Annotated in this window: 11 protein-coding genes; 4 read left to right on the plus strand and 7 right to left on the minus strand. The window is 58.7% G+C overall.

Translation table 11 applies throughout. The features are described from left to right. Positions 1-8: 8 nt before the first annotated feature. Positions 9-2351, plus strand: coding sequence for a glycine--tRNA ligase subunit beta (glyS, locus tag RQI55_RS09080; RefSeq protein ID WP_311272499.1), 2343 nt, complete (start codon positions 9-11; stop codon positions 2349-2351). 14 nt (positions 2352-2365) lie between these two features. Continuing rightward, positions 2366-2851: a DUF523 domain-containing protein gene (locus RQI55_RS09085; protein ID WP_243256561.1), complete on the plus strand. Its 486-nt coding sequence runs from the start codon at positions 2366-2368 to the stop codon at positions 2849-2851. 56 nt (positions 2852-2907) lie between these two features. Here RQI55_RS09085 and RQI55_RS09090 read toward each other — a convergent pair whose 3' ends face one another. From RQI55_RS09090 to purD, 3 genes are all read right to left on the minus strand, one after another. Then, a complete protein-coding gene (locus RQI55_RS09090; RefSeq protein ID WP_243256560.1) occupies positions 2908-4740 on the minus strand; it encodes a methyl-accepting chemotaxis protein in 1833 nt (610 codons plus the stop codon). A 169-nt stretch (positions 4741-4909) separates the two neighbouring features. Beyond that, positions 4910-5356 (minus strand): plant virulence effector HPE1-like domain-containing protein, encoded by a 447-nt coding sequence (locus RQI55_RS09095; protein ID WP_243256559.1) that lies wholly within the window; start codon positions 5354-5356, stop codon positions 4910-4912. Positions 5357-5471: 115 nt separating this feature from the next. After that, positions 5472-6746 carry a phosphoribosylamine--glycine ligase gene (gene purD, locus RQI55_RS09100; protein ID WP_243256558.1) on the minus strand — a complete coding sequence of 425 codons (1275 nt, stop codon included), beginning with the start codon at positions 6744-6746 and terminating at the stop codon, positions 5472-5474. A gap of 230 nt (positions 6747-6976) precedes the next feature. On the opposite strand from purD, the gene RQI55_RS09105 reads away from it, so the two are divergent. Beyond that, the gene (locus RQI55_RS09105; RefSeq protein ID WP_243256557.1) at positions 6977-9289 is read left to right on the plus strand and encodes a Tex family protein; all 2313 of its coding nucleotides are present in this window, start codon (positions 6977-6979) and stop codon (positions 9287-9289) included. Positions 9290-9359: 70 nt separating this feature from the next. Further along, positions 9360-10313 carry a 4-hydroxybenzoate octaprenyltransferase gene (gene ubiA / locus RQI55_RS09110; RefSeq protein WP_243256556.1) on the plus strand — a complete coding sequence of 318 codons (954 nt, stop codon included), beginning with the start codon at positions 9360-9362 and terminating at the stop codon, positions 10311-10313. Between the two features lie 60 nt (positions 10314-10373). Here the strand turns inward: ubiA and RQI55_RS09115 are convergent, their stop codons facing one another. The 4 genes from RQI55_RS09115 to RQI55_RS09130 form a co-directional block, all read right to left on the minus strand. After that, positions 10374-10940, minus strand: a complete 567-nt coding sequence (locus RQI55_RS09115) for a DUF6101 family protein (protein ID WP_042618424.1) — start codon at positions 10938-10940, stop codon at positions 10374-10376. A 445-nt stretch (positions 10941-11385) separates the two neighbouring features. Beyond that, a complete protein-coding gene (locus RQI55_RS09120; RefSeq protein ID WP_243256555.1) occupies positions 11386-12813 on the minus strand; it encodes an FAD-binding oxidoreductase in 1428 nt (475 codons plus the stop codon). Positions 12814-12822: 9 nt separating this feature from the next. Beyond that, entirely contained in the window at positions 12823-13812 is a 990-nt protein-coding gene (locus tag RQI55_RS09125; protein WP_243256554.1) for an L-threonylcarbamoyladenylate synthase, read from the minus strand. Between the two features lie 106 nt (positions 13813-13918). Continuing rightward, positions 13919-14527 (minus strand): DUF6656 family protein, encoded by a 609-nt coding sequence (locus RQI55_RS09130; RefSeq protein ID WP_042618141.1) that lies wholly within the window; start codon positions 14525-14527, stop codon positions 13919-13921. Positions 14528-14566 lie beyond the last annotated feature (39 nt).

Genomic DNA, 14566 nt, shown 5'->3' on the forward strand with positions numbered 1-14566 from the left:
AAACAGATATGCCTGATCTTCTGCTCGAACTTCGCTCCGAAGAAATCCCCGCACGCATGCAGCGCAAGGCGGCGGGTGATCTCAAGAAGCTTGTCACCGATGCGCTGGTGGAAGCAGGCCTGACCTATGAGGGTGCCCGCGAATACTGGACGCCGCGCCGCCTGACGCTGGATATTCGCGGCCTGAATGCCCGCTCTGCCGATGTGCGGGAAGAAAAGAAGGGTCCGCGCACCGACGCCAATGAAAAGGCGATCGAAGGCTTCCTGCGCGGTGCCGGCCTGTCTTCCGTGGCGGAAGCGCAGGTCGTGTCTGATCCGAAAAAGGGTGATTTCTATATCGCCATTATCAATAAGCCTGGCCGCCCGGCGGAAGAGATCATTGCCAGCGTCATGCCCGGCATCATCAAGGGGTTTGCATGGCCGAAATCCATGCGCTCCGGCCCGGCCTCCATGCCCAAGGGTTCCAGCTATGGCGGCATCGAGGGCAAGGGTTCGGAAAGCCTGCGCTGGGTTCGCCCGCTGCAATCCATCATCTGTGTGTTCGGCCCTGAAAATGATGAAACGCAGGTCATTCCCTTCGAGATCGACGGCATCGTGGCTGGAAACGTGACCTATGGCCACCGTTTCCACGCGCCTGACGCCATCACCGTGCGCCGCTTCGAAGATTATGTATCGAGCCTGGAAAAGGCCAAGGTCATTCTGGACGCGGAGCGCCGCAAGGACATCATTCTGCATGATGCCAAGGATCTGGCTTTCGCGAATGGCCTAGACCTCGTGGAAGATGAAGGCCTGCTGGAAGAGGTTTCCGGCCTTGTGGAATGGCCGCAGGTGCTGATCGGCACATTCGAGGAAGATTACCTCGAAATCCCCGCCGAAATCATCCGCCTCACCATCAAGACCAACCAGAAGTGTTTCGTGACGCGCCCGCAGGGTGCGACAGAGGGCCTCTCCAACCGTTTCATTCTGGTGTCCAACATTCAGGCCATTGATGGCGGCAAGGAAATCATGCACGGCAACGGCAAGGTCGTGCGCGCGCGCCTGTCAGACGCCAAGCACTTCTGGACCCGCGATCAGGGCAACCTGCCGGACCTTGAGACACTCAAGGCATCCGCTGCAAAGTTCGACCTCGATCTGACCAAGCCGCTGGATCAGCGCATGGCCAAGCTCGATGCGTTGAACGTGACGTTCCACGCCAAGCTCGGCACACAGGGTGAGCGCGTGCTGCGCATCCGTAAACTGGCCAAACAGCTTGCGCCCGTCATCGGTGCCGATGCGGCGTTGGTGGACCGCGCCGTGGTTCTCGCCAAGGCCGATCTGCGCACGGAAGCCGTCGGCGAATTCCCCGAATTGCAGGGCCTGATGGGCCGCAAATACGCGTTGCTTCAGGGCGAAAACGAAAGCGTTGCCGCCGCCATTGAAGACCACTGGAAGCCGAATGGCCCGTCCGACCGTCTGCCGCAAGACAAGGTCGGCTTGACCGTCGCCCTGGCCGACAAGCTCGACACATTGGTGGGCTTCTGGGCCATCGATGAAAAGCCGACAGGTTCAAAAGACCCCTTCGCGCTACGCCGTGCGGCATTGGGTGTTGTGCGGATTATCCTGGAGCGAAATGTTCGGCTCCGGTTGCTCACAGCATCTATGCCGACTCTTGTTACGCTTTATACTGATATACGCGAGCGTGGATTGCGCGACGCGAGTGTCAAGGCTGAAGCCCTCACCGCCGGCGGTTACGTGACCGATGAGCTGGCAGAGACAATTAAAGAGAGACATTACAACAGAGCTTCAGTCGAGCAATTTGCGGATCAAATAGCGCTTGAGGCGTGGGAGTCTGCTTCAAGCCTCCTGTCCTTTTTCCACGACCGCCTCAAAGTCTATCTCCGCGACCTTGGAGCACGCTATGATCTAATCGAAGCTGTGCTAACGCCTACAACTGACGATCTTCTCATGGTCGCGCGTCGTGTCGAAGCGCTGACAGCTTTTGTGACGGATCAGGATGGCATCAATCTTCTGGCGGGCACCAAGCGCGCCACGCAGCTTCTGGCGGCAGAAGAAAAGAAGGGCACTGTGGTTGCGAACAGCGTTTCGGAAGAACTGCTGAAGCTCGATGCCGAAAAGGCGCTGTATGCAGCCATCAAGACGGCCTCTGCCGATGCCGCCAAGGCCGTTGAAACCGAAGATTTCCGCTCGGCCATGCAGGCGCTCTCCACCCTGCGCGCTCCGGTCGATAAGTTCTTCGAAGATGTGCTGGTCAACGATGAAGACAATGCCATCCGCGCCAATCGTCTGGCACTGTTGAAGGCCATTCGTGAAGCCACTGGCACCGTTGCGGACTTCTCGAAAATCACGGGGTGATAGGGTCGGTGGCGTTGACTGGCAAAATCCTGATCAGCGCCTGCCTGCTCGGCCATGCCGTTCGCTATGACGGCAAGGGCAAGCCGCTTGCGCATCCGGCCATCGAACGCTGGAAGCAGGAGGGTCGGTTGGTGACGATCTGTCCGGAAATGGCTGGTGGTATGGCTGTTCCGCGTCCGCCAGCGGAAATCGAGAGCGGTGCGTCCGGGCTCGACGTGCTTCAGGGAAGGGCGCGTGTCATCGAAATCACCGGCGGTGATGTGACCTCGCAATTCATAGACGGTGCGCAAAAGGCGCTGGCTTTTGCGAAAGACCATGGCTGCGCCTACGCCCTGCTAATTGACGGCAGCCCATCCTGTGGTTCCGTGGCCATCTATGATGGCTCGTTTTCGGGCCGCAAACAGGCGGGCAATGGCGTGACGGCTGCGCTGCTCAGCCAAGCAGGAATAACCGTCTTCTCACCCGCTAACATTGATGCGCTGGATCGGCTTACACAATAAAACGCCGGAGATTTCTCCCCGGCGTTTGTGTCATCCAGTGATGTTAGAGCTGCAGATCAGCTTGCGCGGCGCATTTGCTGCGCCATGCCCTGAAGGCTGCCGCTCTGCGAGCCGGAAACGCGGAAGGTGCTTATGAGGTTTAGAAGCTCTTCCGTATCGGCGGCCAGCGTTTGCGCCAGTGCGGTTGTTTCCTCGGCCATGGCAGCGTTGTGCTGGGTTGCGGCATCCAGCTGGTTCAACGAGCTTGAGATAGAGCGCAGCGTCGTATCCTGTTCGGCTGCCGAATGGGCGATCTTGTTGACGATCTCGCTCGAAGACTTGATCTGATCGGAGATGCGCTTCAGCGCATCGCCCGCTTCACCCACAAGGCGCACGCCATTTTCCACCTGTGTAGACGAACGGGCGATCTGGTCTTTGATCTCCTTGGCCGCTGCCGCGGATTTCTGCGCCAGTTCACGCACTTCCTGCGCAACAACCGCAAAGCCCTTGCCAGCTTCACCCGCGCGCGCTGCTTCCACACCGGCATTGAGCGCCAGAAGGTTGGTCTGGAAGGCAATGCCATCGATAACGCCGATGATCTTGGTAATTTCCTGCGAGGATTGCTCGATGCCGCTCATGGCGCCGATGGCCTGCTCAACGATCTTGTCGCTGCGGTTGGCATCGGTGCTGATCGATGTGACCTTCTTTGCAGCTTCCGATGCGCCATCCGCCGTCAGGCGAACCGCAACTGTGAGTTCGTCCAGCGCCGCAGATGTTTCTTCCAGACTTGCAGCCTGGCGCTCGGTGCGCTGGGACAGCTCGTTGGAAGCATTGCGGATTTCATCCTTGGAGCCGCCAATATCGATGCTCTTGATATTGACCTTCGCCATGGCCGCATCAAGCTGCGAAAGCGCCTCGTTGAAGTTGGTCCGCAGGCCCGTATAACGAGAGCCCAGATCGCCGCACCGAACCGTCAGATCGCCCTGTGCCAGCTTTTCCAGCGCATTGCCGATGGTGCTGACGACACGGGCCTGAAGCTCCGCTTCGCTTTTCTGCGTCTCGAGATTGGTCTGGCGTTCGCTGTCCAGCTGCTGCTGCTGTTCTTCCTCACGTAGCTGCATGGCGTGGCGCTCGCGCACCTTGCGTTGCAACGCTTCCGTTGCCTTGGCCATCAATCCGACTTCGTTCTTCATGCTGGTATGCGGAATGCCAATCGCTACGTTTTCGTTGGCCACTTCGCCCAGTGCCATGTGAATTTCGCTCAATGGTTTGGTGATGCCTCTGATGATCACGACCGAGGCTGCGATTGCGAAAATGAGAATGCCGATGCAGGCGCTGATTGCTTTCCAGATGGCGCTGTTCACTTCGGCGTCGAGGTCATCCATATAGAGGCCCGTGTTGACGATGACGCCCCAGGGCTTGAACTCGGCTGCATAGGCGGTCTTGCGGAAGTAAAGGCCCGGATCCAGACCTGGCTTGCTGGACATGTAGTCTACGCGCCCGCCGCCCTTGAGCGCGAGTTCGACGAGATTTTCGCGGAAAAGCTTTCCAGTCGGGTCTGGCTTGTTCCTGGAGTTCTGACCGACACGCTTGGTGTCGTAATGAAACACCGTGTTGATGTCGTAGTCGTAGCCGAAGAAATAGCCGTCAGGCTCATAGCGCACGGCAGCCAAGAGTTCGAAGGCCTGCTTGCGGGCCTGTTCCATGGTCAACTGACCAGCCTTCACCTTGTCATCGTAAATTTTAAGAACGGAAATTGCTGTTTCCGTTTCTGTTCTCAGCATCTCGTAACGTTGCTGATAAATCGTCTCGGACGAGGTCCTTATCTGGAGGAAAGTGGCGATGGCAAAGGCAGCGACCAGACAACCTACCAAAACGGCAAGCTGAACCGAAATCTTGAAACTCTTCATAAGAACCTGCGGACTCGTACGAGTAACGGCTGTCAGCATCCTAATGGACGCTCCCCCATGACAGCAGACGGTGCTCCGCCAATGCTTGATCGCATCACAGACTAATTAGCAGATGTTTGTTAAGAAACGGTGCGTGATTCTCTTGCCGTGGGGCGTGTGTGAAAAGACATCACAGGGTCGGACGCAGAGGTGCGTCTGAAAACAGAGGTGCGGTTTGAGGCTCTTGCGCCTTCGGCTCTGTGGATGACACGGCGGATGTCTGCACAGCGTCGGTTCCCGGCAATGGGTGCTCTGCAATGTTTGGGATCGAAGTGTCTTCAGGGAGCCATAGAGCATTAGAGCTTACGAATGTAACGGGCGAGCCACCAAGCCATGCTTCGGTGCGCACAACCTGCTTTTTTCCATCAACGTCACGAATGGAAACATCCTGAGTGCCAGCGGCCAGAGTTGGCGCTGCCACCGAGTCTGATTTGACGATGGCAGGCGGGCAGGCCGCGCAGATCACCGACACAACGCTGCCGTTTGACGTGCGGTTCTGACCGATGATTTCAATGGATGACGCCATGGCAGAACCGCTTGCCAGCACGAGTGCGACCGTCAGCAACGTCTTGCGCATGAAATCTCCCGTTCCGTGCAGCCATTCTGCTGCTTCAACGGGGCGGATTTTACTGCGACTTCCTTTCCATCCGGTCAGGAACTTTGGTAAATATTGAACGAAGCCGGGCGGCTGTTCACTGCGCCTTTTCGCGGGCCACGGCCTGCCAGCCAATATCGCTGCGGCTGAAGCCATTGTCCCATTTCACCTCGGCCGCCAAGGCATAGGCGCGGCTCTGGGCTTGCGTGACGGTGGTGCCGAATGCTGTCGCGTTCAACACCCGCCCGCCGGTGGCGACCAGCTGGCCGTCTTTCAGCGCTGTGCCAGCGTGGAACACCTTGGCGTCCTCGCGCGCATCTGGAACGTGGTCGATGGGTGTGTTCTTGTCGTATGTGGCGGGATAGCCTTTGGACGCCAGAACCACGGTCAGCGCCGCATCATCGCGCCATTCAGCACTCACCTCGGCAAGCGTTCCGGTGGCGGTCGCGTAAAGCAGCGGAAGCAGGTCGCTTTTCAGGCGCATCATCAAAACCTGGCATTCGGGGTCTCCGAACCGAACATTGTATTCGATCAGCTCGGGACCTTTTTGCGTGATCATCAACCCTGCAAAAAAGACGCCCGCAAACGGGTTTCCGTCCTTCGCCATGCCTGTCATCGTCGGCTCGATGATCTCTTTCATGGTGCGCTCGACCATGTCGGGTGTCATGACGGGGGCAGGGGAATAGGCACCCATGCCGCCGGTGTTGGGGCCGGTGTCGCCATCGCCCACGCGCTTATGATCCTGTGCGGTTGCCAGCGCCAAGGCCGTCTTGCCATCGCAAAGGCAGAAGAAACTGGCTTCCTCACCGTCGAGAAATGCCTCTACAACGACTTCAGCGCCGGCCGCACCAAATGCGCCGTCGAAACAATCATCAATCGCTGAAAGCGCTTCAGCCTCGCTCATGGCAACGGTCACGCCTTTACCGGCGGCCAGGCCATCGGCCTTGATGACAATGGGCGCGCCCTGCTGGCGGACATAGGCCTTGGCCGGTTCCGCCGCCTTGAAACGCTGGTAAGCGCCGGTCGGAATATCGTAACGGGCGCAGAGATCCTTGGTGAAACCCTTGGAGCCCTCAAGCTGGGATGCTGCCTTGGAAGGGCCAAATGTGGCGATGCCTGCGGCGCGCAGATCATCGGCAAGACCTGATACCAGCGGTGCTTCCGGGCCGACGACGACAAAATCGATATTGTTATCTTTGGCAAAAGCGATGACAGCTGCGTGGTCTTCCACATTGACGGTCACCAGCTCGGCGTGATCGGCGATGCCGGGATTGCCGGGTGCGGCATAAAGTTTGGTGAGCAGGGGGGACTGGGCAATTTTCCAGGCCAGCGCATGCTCGCGTCCGCCGGAACCGATCAACAGAACTTTCATGGTCAACACCCCTGTCATCTCGCGCTTTAACGTATTGCTGGGGCGTTAAGGGCAGGGGGCTGAAAGGTCAAGGTCAAAGCGCTGATTGGTCGCCTGTTTGTTGCCCGGATCGCTATGGCGTCGGATCATGGGCTCATTTGGCTTTTCTGTGGAATCGATCAAGCTGCCTGTTGTCATGCCGTAATCAGCATCTATGTTCGGGCAGATTTTAAGAAAGTTCAGAGAACCATATGGCCGCAGATAATTCCCGCATTGCCCCGTTGATCGCTTCCGAAATCAATGCCCGCGCCGAACAGGTGAATGCGGCGATTGCGCTGCTGGATGAGGGGGCAACGGTTCCCTTCATCGCCCGTTACCGCAAGGAAGTCACCGGCGGCCTTGATGACACCCAGCTTCGCACGCTGGCGGAACGGCTATCCTATCTGCGCGAACTCAATGCCCGGCGCTCGTCCATCACCGATTCCATCACCACGCAGGGCAAGATGACCGACGATCTGCTGCGCAAGATCGTATCGGCCACGACGAAGGCGGAACTGGAAGACCTTTATCTGCCCTATAAGCCCAAGCGCCGCACACGCGCCGAAATCGCTCGCGAAAAGGGCCTCGGCCCTCTGGCGCAAGCGATTTGGGACAATCGCAGCGCCGATCCCGCCACTTTGGCGCAGGCCTATGTTCAAGGCGATGTCGCGGATGTGAAGGCGGCGCTTGAGGGCGCACGCGATATCGTTGCCGAGACCATGACGGAAAACGCCGATCTCTTGGGTCGCTTGCGTGATTACATGCGCCACAACGCCATTTTCCGCGCCAAGGTTGTCGATGGCAAGCAGGCGACGGGTGAGAAATTCTCTGACTATTTCGACCACTCCGAAAAATGGGCCACCGTGCCCGGCCACCGCGCGCTTGCCATGCTCCGCGGCTGGAACGAGGAAGTTCTGACGCTGACAATCGATGTGGATGCGGATGATCCCTCACCGGTCAAGCCAGCACAGCGCACCATCGCAAGCGCGTTTGATATTCGGAGCGCAGGACCGGCGGATGCCTGGCTGATGGAGGTGGCGGGCTGGACATGGCGCGTCAAGCTTTCCATGTCTCTATCTCTCGATCTGATGCGCGAATTGCGGGAACGGGCGGAAGAAGAGGCAATCCACGTCTTTGCGCGCAACCTGAAGGATCTGCTGCTGGCTGCACCTGCCGGTTCACGCTCCACCATGGGGCTGGATCCCGGCATTCGCACCGGCGTCAAGGTGGCGATTGTGGATGGCACCGGCAAGCTGTTGGAAACGACCACGGTCTATCCATTCCCGCCCAAGAACGATATTCGCGGAACGCAGGCCGAGCTTGCGGCCCTCATTCGCAAACACAATGTCGAGCTAATTTCCATCGGCAACGGTACCGGCAGCCGCGAGACAGAACGGCTTGTGGCGGATATGTTGACCCAGCTGACCGGTCCCAAGCCGACCAAGGTCATCGTGTCCGAAGCGGGGGCTTCGATCTATTCGGCCTCGGCAAGTGCTGCGGCGGAATTCCCAAATCTCGATGTTTCCCTGCGCGGAGCGGTCTCCATCGCTCGGCGCTTGCAGGACCCGCTTGCAGAACTGGTGAAGATCGAGCCCAAGTCCATCGGCGTTGGCCAGTACCAGCATGACGTTGATCAGGGCAAGCTTTCGCGCTCGCTGGATGCCGTCGTGGAAGATGCGGTGAATGCTGTTGGCGTTGATCTCAACACAGCGTCTGCACCGCTTCTGTCGCGGGTATCGGGCCTTGGTGCCTCCATCGCGGACGCTATTGTTCTGCACCGCGACCAGACGGGCCCGTTTGCCAGCCGCAAGGAATTGCTGAAAGTGCCACGCCTTGGCCAGCGCACCTTCGAGCAATGCGCCGGGTTCCTGCGCATTCCCAATGGCAAGGAGCCGCTCGACTCATCCTCCGTTCACCCTGAAGCCTATGGCGTCGCCAAGAAGATCGTTGCCGCGTGCGGTCGCGACCTGCGCTCTGTCATGGGCGACAGTGCGGCGTTGAAGTCGCTTGATCCCAAGCAGTTCATTGATGAGCAGTTCGGTCTGCCCACCGTCAAGGATATCATCGCCGAGCTGGAAAAGCCCGGTCGTGACCCGCGTCCAAGCTTTAAAACCGCGACCTTTGCCGATGGCGTCGATGAAATCACCGATTTGAAACCCGGCATGCTGCTGGAAGGCACCGTCACAAACGTTGCCGCCTTCGGTGCCTTCGTGGATATCGGCGTCCATCAGGATGGTCTCGTCCATGTGTCGCAGCTGGCGGATCGTTTCATCAAGGACCCGCACGAGGTGGTGAAGGCCGGTGATGTGGTCAAGGTGCGCGTGGTTGAGGTGGACGTGAAGCGCAAGCGCATCGCTCTGACCATGCGCAAGGATGGTGGCGAGGCCGCACCCCAGCCCATGCGGGAAAAAGGCAATGCCGGTGCCATGCGCCACGCAAGCGCCAAACCGCAGCCCCGCGCTGAGGCTGCGCCGGCGGGCGGAGCACTGGCGGCAGCCTTGGCAGAGGCCATGAAAAAACGCTAGGCGCAGGCCGGGCATTGCTTTGGTAGTCTTGTGCTTGACGCTTCGTAAATGTGAGGCGTAGAACGCAGATATGGCTGACCAAAGTGATCTTTCCGGTCGCGTTTCCGACGCGCCATCCAACAATTGGGTCTATCGGATATTGCCGAGGACCCTCTGGCCCTATGCGCAGCTTGCCCGCTGGGACCGCCCCATCGGCTGGCAATTGCTGATGTGGCCCTGTTTCTGGTCGGCGGCCATGGCGGCCAATGCGGCGCAGAACCTCGGTACCTTTTCCTGGGGCACTCTGCTGTTCCATCTTTTCCTGTTCTTCGCGGGCTCGGTCGCCATGCGGGGCGCCGGTTGCACCTATAACGACCTTGCCGATCATAAGATCGATATGGCGGTGGCGAGAACCCGTTCCCGCCCGCTTCCGTCCGGCAGGGTCAGCCGCACACAGGCCAAGATCTTCATCGTGCTTCAGGCGCTCGTCGGCCTAGTGGTCCTCTTATGCTTTAACGGATTTGCCATTCTCGTTGGTCTGGCGTCGCTGATCTTCGTCGCTATCTATCCTTTTGCCAAGCGCGTGACCAACTGGCCGCAGTTTTTCCTCGGCCTTGCCTTTTCCTGGGGTGCATTGATGGGCTGGGCCGGGCAATTCGGATCGCTTTCGATCTCGCCGTTTCTGCTCTATTTTGGCGCCATTGCCTGGACAATCGGTTACGACACGATCTACGCCCATCAGGACCGGGAGGACGACACCGCCGTGGGCATCGGCTCCACAGCACTTCTGTTCGGGGAAAAGACAGGCACATGGCTTGTCGGCCTTTATGGTGCCACGCTGGTCTTCATTTTTCTGGCTTTCGCCACAGCCGGTGTGGGTTGGCTTGGCTATGTCGGCCTTGCAACTGCGGCTTTCCTGCTGTTTCGGCAGGTCAGGATGCTCGATATCAACAATGTTGAGCAGTGCCTTGCTCTCTTCAAATCCAACAATCGGGTTGGGCTTCTGATTTTCGTCGGTCTCCTCTTGCCGCTGATCTTGCGTTGATACGAAAAACCCGGCTCCGTCTTGAAACGTGCCGGGCTTTGCGCGGAGGAAACTCTTGGATCAGCTGCGGGCGATGATTTCTTTGCCCTGGATGCGCATGGTCATGCCCAGCGAGCCGGTGTTGCGACGCACGAGGAAGCGCGGACGGCGTTCTGCGAAATAGGAATGGCGACGGCGTGGGCGCGTGGTCTTGGTGCGCACCTGGCCGAGATGGTCTTCCAGCGGGCGGGCAATGCCATCGGCCTCAACCATTAGCATGGGAATCCGATAGGCTTCAGACCAGCTGCGCCAATCCGCGGCAATGTCACACAGGTCGTGCGCCACCAGAAGAGGAATGCAAAGGTCTGGATCGTCATGATGAAGTTCGAGCGTCACGGTCACCTGTCCATCACCATGGTCGATGGCGCGGGCGGCGACACCTTTGAAGGCGCGGGCAGGAAGCGCGAAGGAAAGCGGAAGGCCACTGGAGTGGAGGACCTTGCGAAGCACAGCACCGCGTTCATCGAGCGTGATAGCGATATCGGTTGAACTCTTGTCCTTGCCATACGTCAGCTGCTGCGGGAACCGCGTTGGGTCGAGCCGGAGTGTCGCGCCTGCCCAGTCGGGCTTCAGAACAGTGTTGGTCATCATGCTATCCTTGTTTTACCTGAGAGCCGTTTCATGGCCTCGTCTGGGACTTTTCGTCCTCTGATAGGGTGAAGATAGCCGCCGCATCTTCGAGACAGCTTAAAAATCGAGGTTAAGAAAACTTTGCATTCCCAAATGGTTAGCAAAAGGCAGACCGATAGGGTTTCGAAATCCTGAATTGATCAGGCCACAATCATGCCAATGCCTGGCGCAAGCCTGCGCTATCCGATCCCGTGATTTTATCGAAATGCACCTGTGCCGCCCCCGCGCCCATTGCCCTGAAAAACAGGGTGCGCAGGACAAATCGGTTCCGACAATGGTGAAAAACACCAAAGCCAAAAATGGGCGGGGATGATGGGTGCGGAGCCCAAAAAAGGGCACGCAATGCGCGTGCCCACTGGTGTTTCAGTGCGCTCCATTGCAGGACTGAGGCGGCGAAACCCCTTTAGACGCTTACAACCTTACCGGGGTTCATCACGCCCGCCGGGTCAAAAGCTGTCTTGATTCGGCGCATCAGTTCCAATTCGATACCCGGACGGATATCGGCAAGCTCATCACGCTTTAACTGTCCAATGCCGTGTTCGGCGGAAATCGAGCCACCATGGGAAAGCACGATGCCGTGGACGATGTGGTTGATCTCGCGCCAGCGGGCAATGAACTCAGCCTTATCGGCACCCACGGGCTGGGAGATGTTGTAGTGAATATTGCCATCGCCCAGATGCCCGAAAGCACAGATGCGCGCACCGGGCAGTGCCTGCATGACGGCGGCCTCCGCCTCTGCCATGAACACCGGTATCTTGGAGACCGGCACGGAAACATCATGCTTGATGGACCCGCCCTCTGGCTTTTGCGCATCCGACATGCTTTCGCGCATGTGCCACAGCGCCGTGCGCTGCGCGTCCGATGAGGCAATGACGGCATTCTGCACGACACCAGCCTCAAACCCTTTCTCCAGCAGGTCCTCGATCATGGTCTGCGCGGTTTCCGCCGTGTCGGAGGTGGAGATATCGATGAGCGCATACCATGGATGCACCGTATCCAGCGGGTCGCGGACACCTGGAATATGCTTTGTGGTAAAGTCGATACCGATGCGGGGCATGAGCTCAAAGCCCGTGAGCGCCGCGCCACACAGCGTTGAGGCGCGATCAAACAGCTTCAAGGCATCTTCAGGTGAGTTGAGACCGGCAAAGGCAACCTGATGACCCCTAGGCTTGGGAAACAGCTTCAGCACAGCGCCGGTGATCACGCCAAGCGTACCTTCCGAGCCGATGAAAAGGTCCCGCAGATCGTAACCCGTATTGTCTTTCTTCAGGCGACGCAGGCCGTTCCAGATTTCGCCTGTTGGTAGAACCACCTCCAGCCCTAAGCAAAGCTGGCGCATATTTCCATAGGCAAGCACCGCCGTGCCGCCCGCATTGGTGGCGAGATTTCCACCGATGCGGCAGGAGCCTTGAGAACCGAGTGACAGCGGAAACATCCGCTCGACCTTCTCCGCTTCCGCATGGACCGTATCAAGAATGCAGCCGCCATCCACGACGATGATATTGGCGACGGGATCGATATCGCGCACGCGGCTCATCCGCTCCAGTGAGAGAATGATGTCGCTTGCGCCGCTGCGCGGCGTTTGGCCTCCCACAAGGCCGGTGTTTCCGGTCTGGGGCACGATGGCCGTGCCGGTTTCGCTGGCTAGCTTCATAATCGCCGCTACCTCTTCGGTCGAGGCCGGTTTCAGCATCAATGGTGAAGCGCCTTTGTAGAGCCCGCGATTTTCCACAAGATGCGGGGCAAGATCAGCCTGGTCGCGCATGGAGTTCTTGTCGCCAACGATGGTTACGAAACGCTGGATCAGGTCATCGGGCAAGGCGGTCATCATTATCGGTCCTCAATCAGCTTCGTCAGGGCGGGGGGCAGCGGCACGCGCCAGCCGGTCGTTGATGGCTTCGCCAAGCCCCGTAACCGGAATGGGCGTGATAGCGATGCTGGTTGCACCGCTGGCATCGGCTTGTTTCAGATGGTCGAACAGGTTGACTGCCGCTTGCGCGAGATCGCCACTGCGGCTGAGATCAAGAACAATCGCGGCTTTGTCTTCGCCAACAATGGCTATGTCACCGAAGCGGATCAAGGCCTCGCCGGGCTCAACGGAAGCGGCATTCAGCCGCACCGCCGCGCCGGGCGCGTAGTGCGAGGCGAGCATGCCGGGAGCCTCTATGGTGGCAGACGCCTTTTCCGGGCGCACGAGTTTCGATCCCGCAACGCGCTCAATCTCTTCCGCCACCAATCCACCGGGACGGAGCAGGCGCACGGTGCCGTCCTGCTCGACCTTGATGATGGTGGATTCCACGCCGACATCAGCCGAGCCACCATCCAGAATGAGGCTGATTTTTTCACCGAGGTCAGCGTCCACATGGGCGGCACTGGTGGCGCTGATCTTGCCGGAACTGTTGGCGCTGGGTGCGGCGAGCGGCTTGCCGAAATGTTCGATCAGAGCACTGGCAAAGCCCTTGGGAATGCGAATGCCGACAGTATCCAGACCGGCTGTGGCAAGCGCATGGATTGCGCCACCCGGCTTCAATGGCAGAATGAGCGTGAGAGGACCCGGCCAGAACGCCTCTGCCAGCTTTCGCGAGATGGGATCAAACACCGCATAATCTTCCGCCATCGCAATGCTTGCCATGTGGCAGATCAGCGGATTGAACTGCGGACGCCCCTTGGTTTCATAGATGCGGGCAATGGCAACAGGGTTGGTGGCATCTGCGGCAAGGCCATAGACCGTTTCCGTGGGAATGGCGACGGGATGGCCTGACGACAACACCTCAACGGCGTCGCTAAGCGCCGTTGCCCGGTCGTTTTCAATGTCGATATGACGCGCCATGAATGCTGCACCTTCCAGGGGCGCGCGGCCTTTGACGCCGCACAGTTTCGCGCGGCATGCTTTAGAGGTTTTCAGCCGGGTTGGAAAGCTGTTTGCGGCGTCAGTTTCAAAGTGTGCGGATGAACTTGCGCATCTCACTGGAGCGCGTGCCAAGCATCAGCACGTTCTTCAGTGCAACCTTGGGGTCATGGGTGCGAAACAGCAGTCCATCGCGGTGAATGGTCTTGTCGATTTTAACCGACCTGTCACCGGCCACAGCCATTGCAACGGCAAAATACATGCGGGGATGTCGCGCATCGATATTCTCGAAGAACTGGTCGTCGCCGCACAGTTCGGCAAAGAAATTGGCGAAATAGAACGACCAGATGACGGGGTTGCGCAGGTCGAAACTGGTGCGCGATGCCGTGACATGGCAATAGCCCAGATGTGGGCTCTCTTCGATGGTGCGGTGAAACACCATGTTGGGAAAGCGGATGGACTGGTGGAAGGAATTCAGCCGTGAATAGGTCAATTCGCCAGCCGTCTGAAGCTTGCGTCCGGTAATCTCGGCCACCTGCTCATGCGTCAGATAGCGATGCTCACGCGGAACCCATTTCTCTTCGTAACGGGCGATCTTGCCGGTGCGAAGGAAATCGGAATGGGCTGTTTTCGTGCGGGGAGGCGCGGGCTTGAGCGCGCTCGCATCAAAATAGCGTATCTGCGTGCTCTTTTCCATCGGAGAACTCCTATGCCGATTGAATTGTTTTACGTGAAG

The sequence above is a fragment of the Rhizobium sp. WCS2018Hpa-16 genome, from assembly GCF_031843705.1.
Classification (GTDB): domain Bacteria; phylum Pseudomonadota; class Alphaproteobacteria; order Rhizobiales; family Rhizobiaceae; genus Agrobacterium; species Agrobacterium tumefaciens_C.

Excerpts from the sequence above, each read along its gene's own strand:
- glyS (WP_311272499.1), top strand. The coding sequence starts at position 9 with ATGCCTGATCTTCTGCTCGAACTTCGCTCCGAAGAAATCCCCGCACGC.
- RQI55_RS09125 (WP_243256554.1), bottom strand. The coding sequence starts at position 13,812 with ATGGCGCGTCATATCGACATTGAAAACGACCGGGCAACGGCGCTTAGC.
- RQI55_RS09095 (WP_243256559.1), bottom strand. The coding sequence starts at position 5,356 with ATGCGCAAGACGTTGCTGACGGTCGCACTCGTGCTGGCAAGCGGTTCT.
- ubiA (WP_243256556.1), top strand. The coding sequence starts at position 9,360 with ATGGCTGACCAAAGTGATCTTTCCGGTCGCGTTTCCGACGCGCCATCC.
- RQI55_RS09130 (WP_042618141.1), bottom strand. The coding sequence starts at position 14,527 with ATGGAAAAGAGCACGCAGATACGCTATTTTGATGCGAGCGCGCTCAAG.
- RQI55_RS09105 (WP_243256557.1), top strand. The coding sequence starts at position 6,977 with ATGGCCGCAGATAATTCCCGCATTGCCCCGTTGATCGCTTCCGAAATC.
- purD (WP_243256558.1), bottom strand. The coding sequence starts at position 6,746 with ATGAAAGTTCTGTTGATCGGTTCCGGCGGACGCGAGCATGCGCTGGCC.
- RQI55_RS09115 (WP_042618424.1), bottom strand. The coding sequence starts at position 10,940 with ATGACCAACACTGTTCTGAAGCCCGACTGGGCAGGCGCGACACTCCGG.
- RQI55_RS09090 (WP_243256560.1), bottom strand. The coding sequence starts at position 4,740 with ATGAAGAGTTTCAAGATTTCGGTTCAGCTTGCCGTTTTGGTAGGTTGT.
- RQI55_RS09120 (WP_243256555.1), bottom strand. The coding sequence starts at position 12,813 with ATGATGACCGCCTTGCCCGATGACCTGATCCAGCGTTTCGTAACCATC.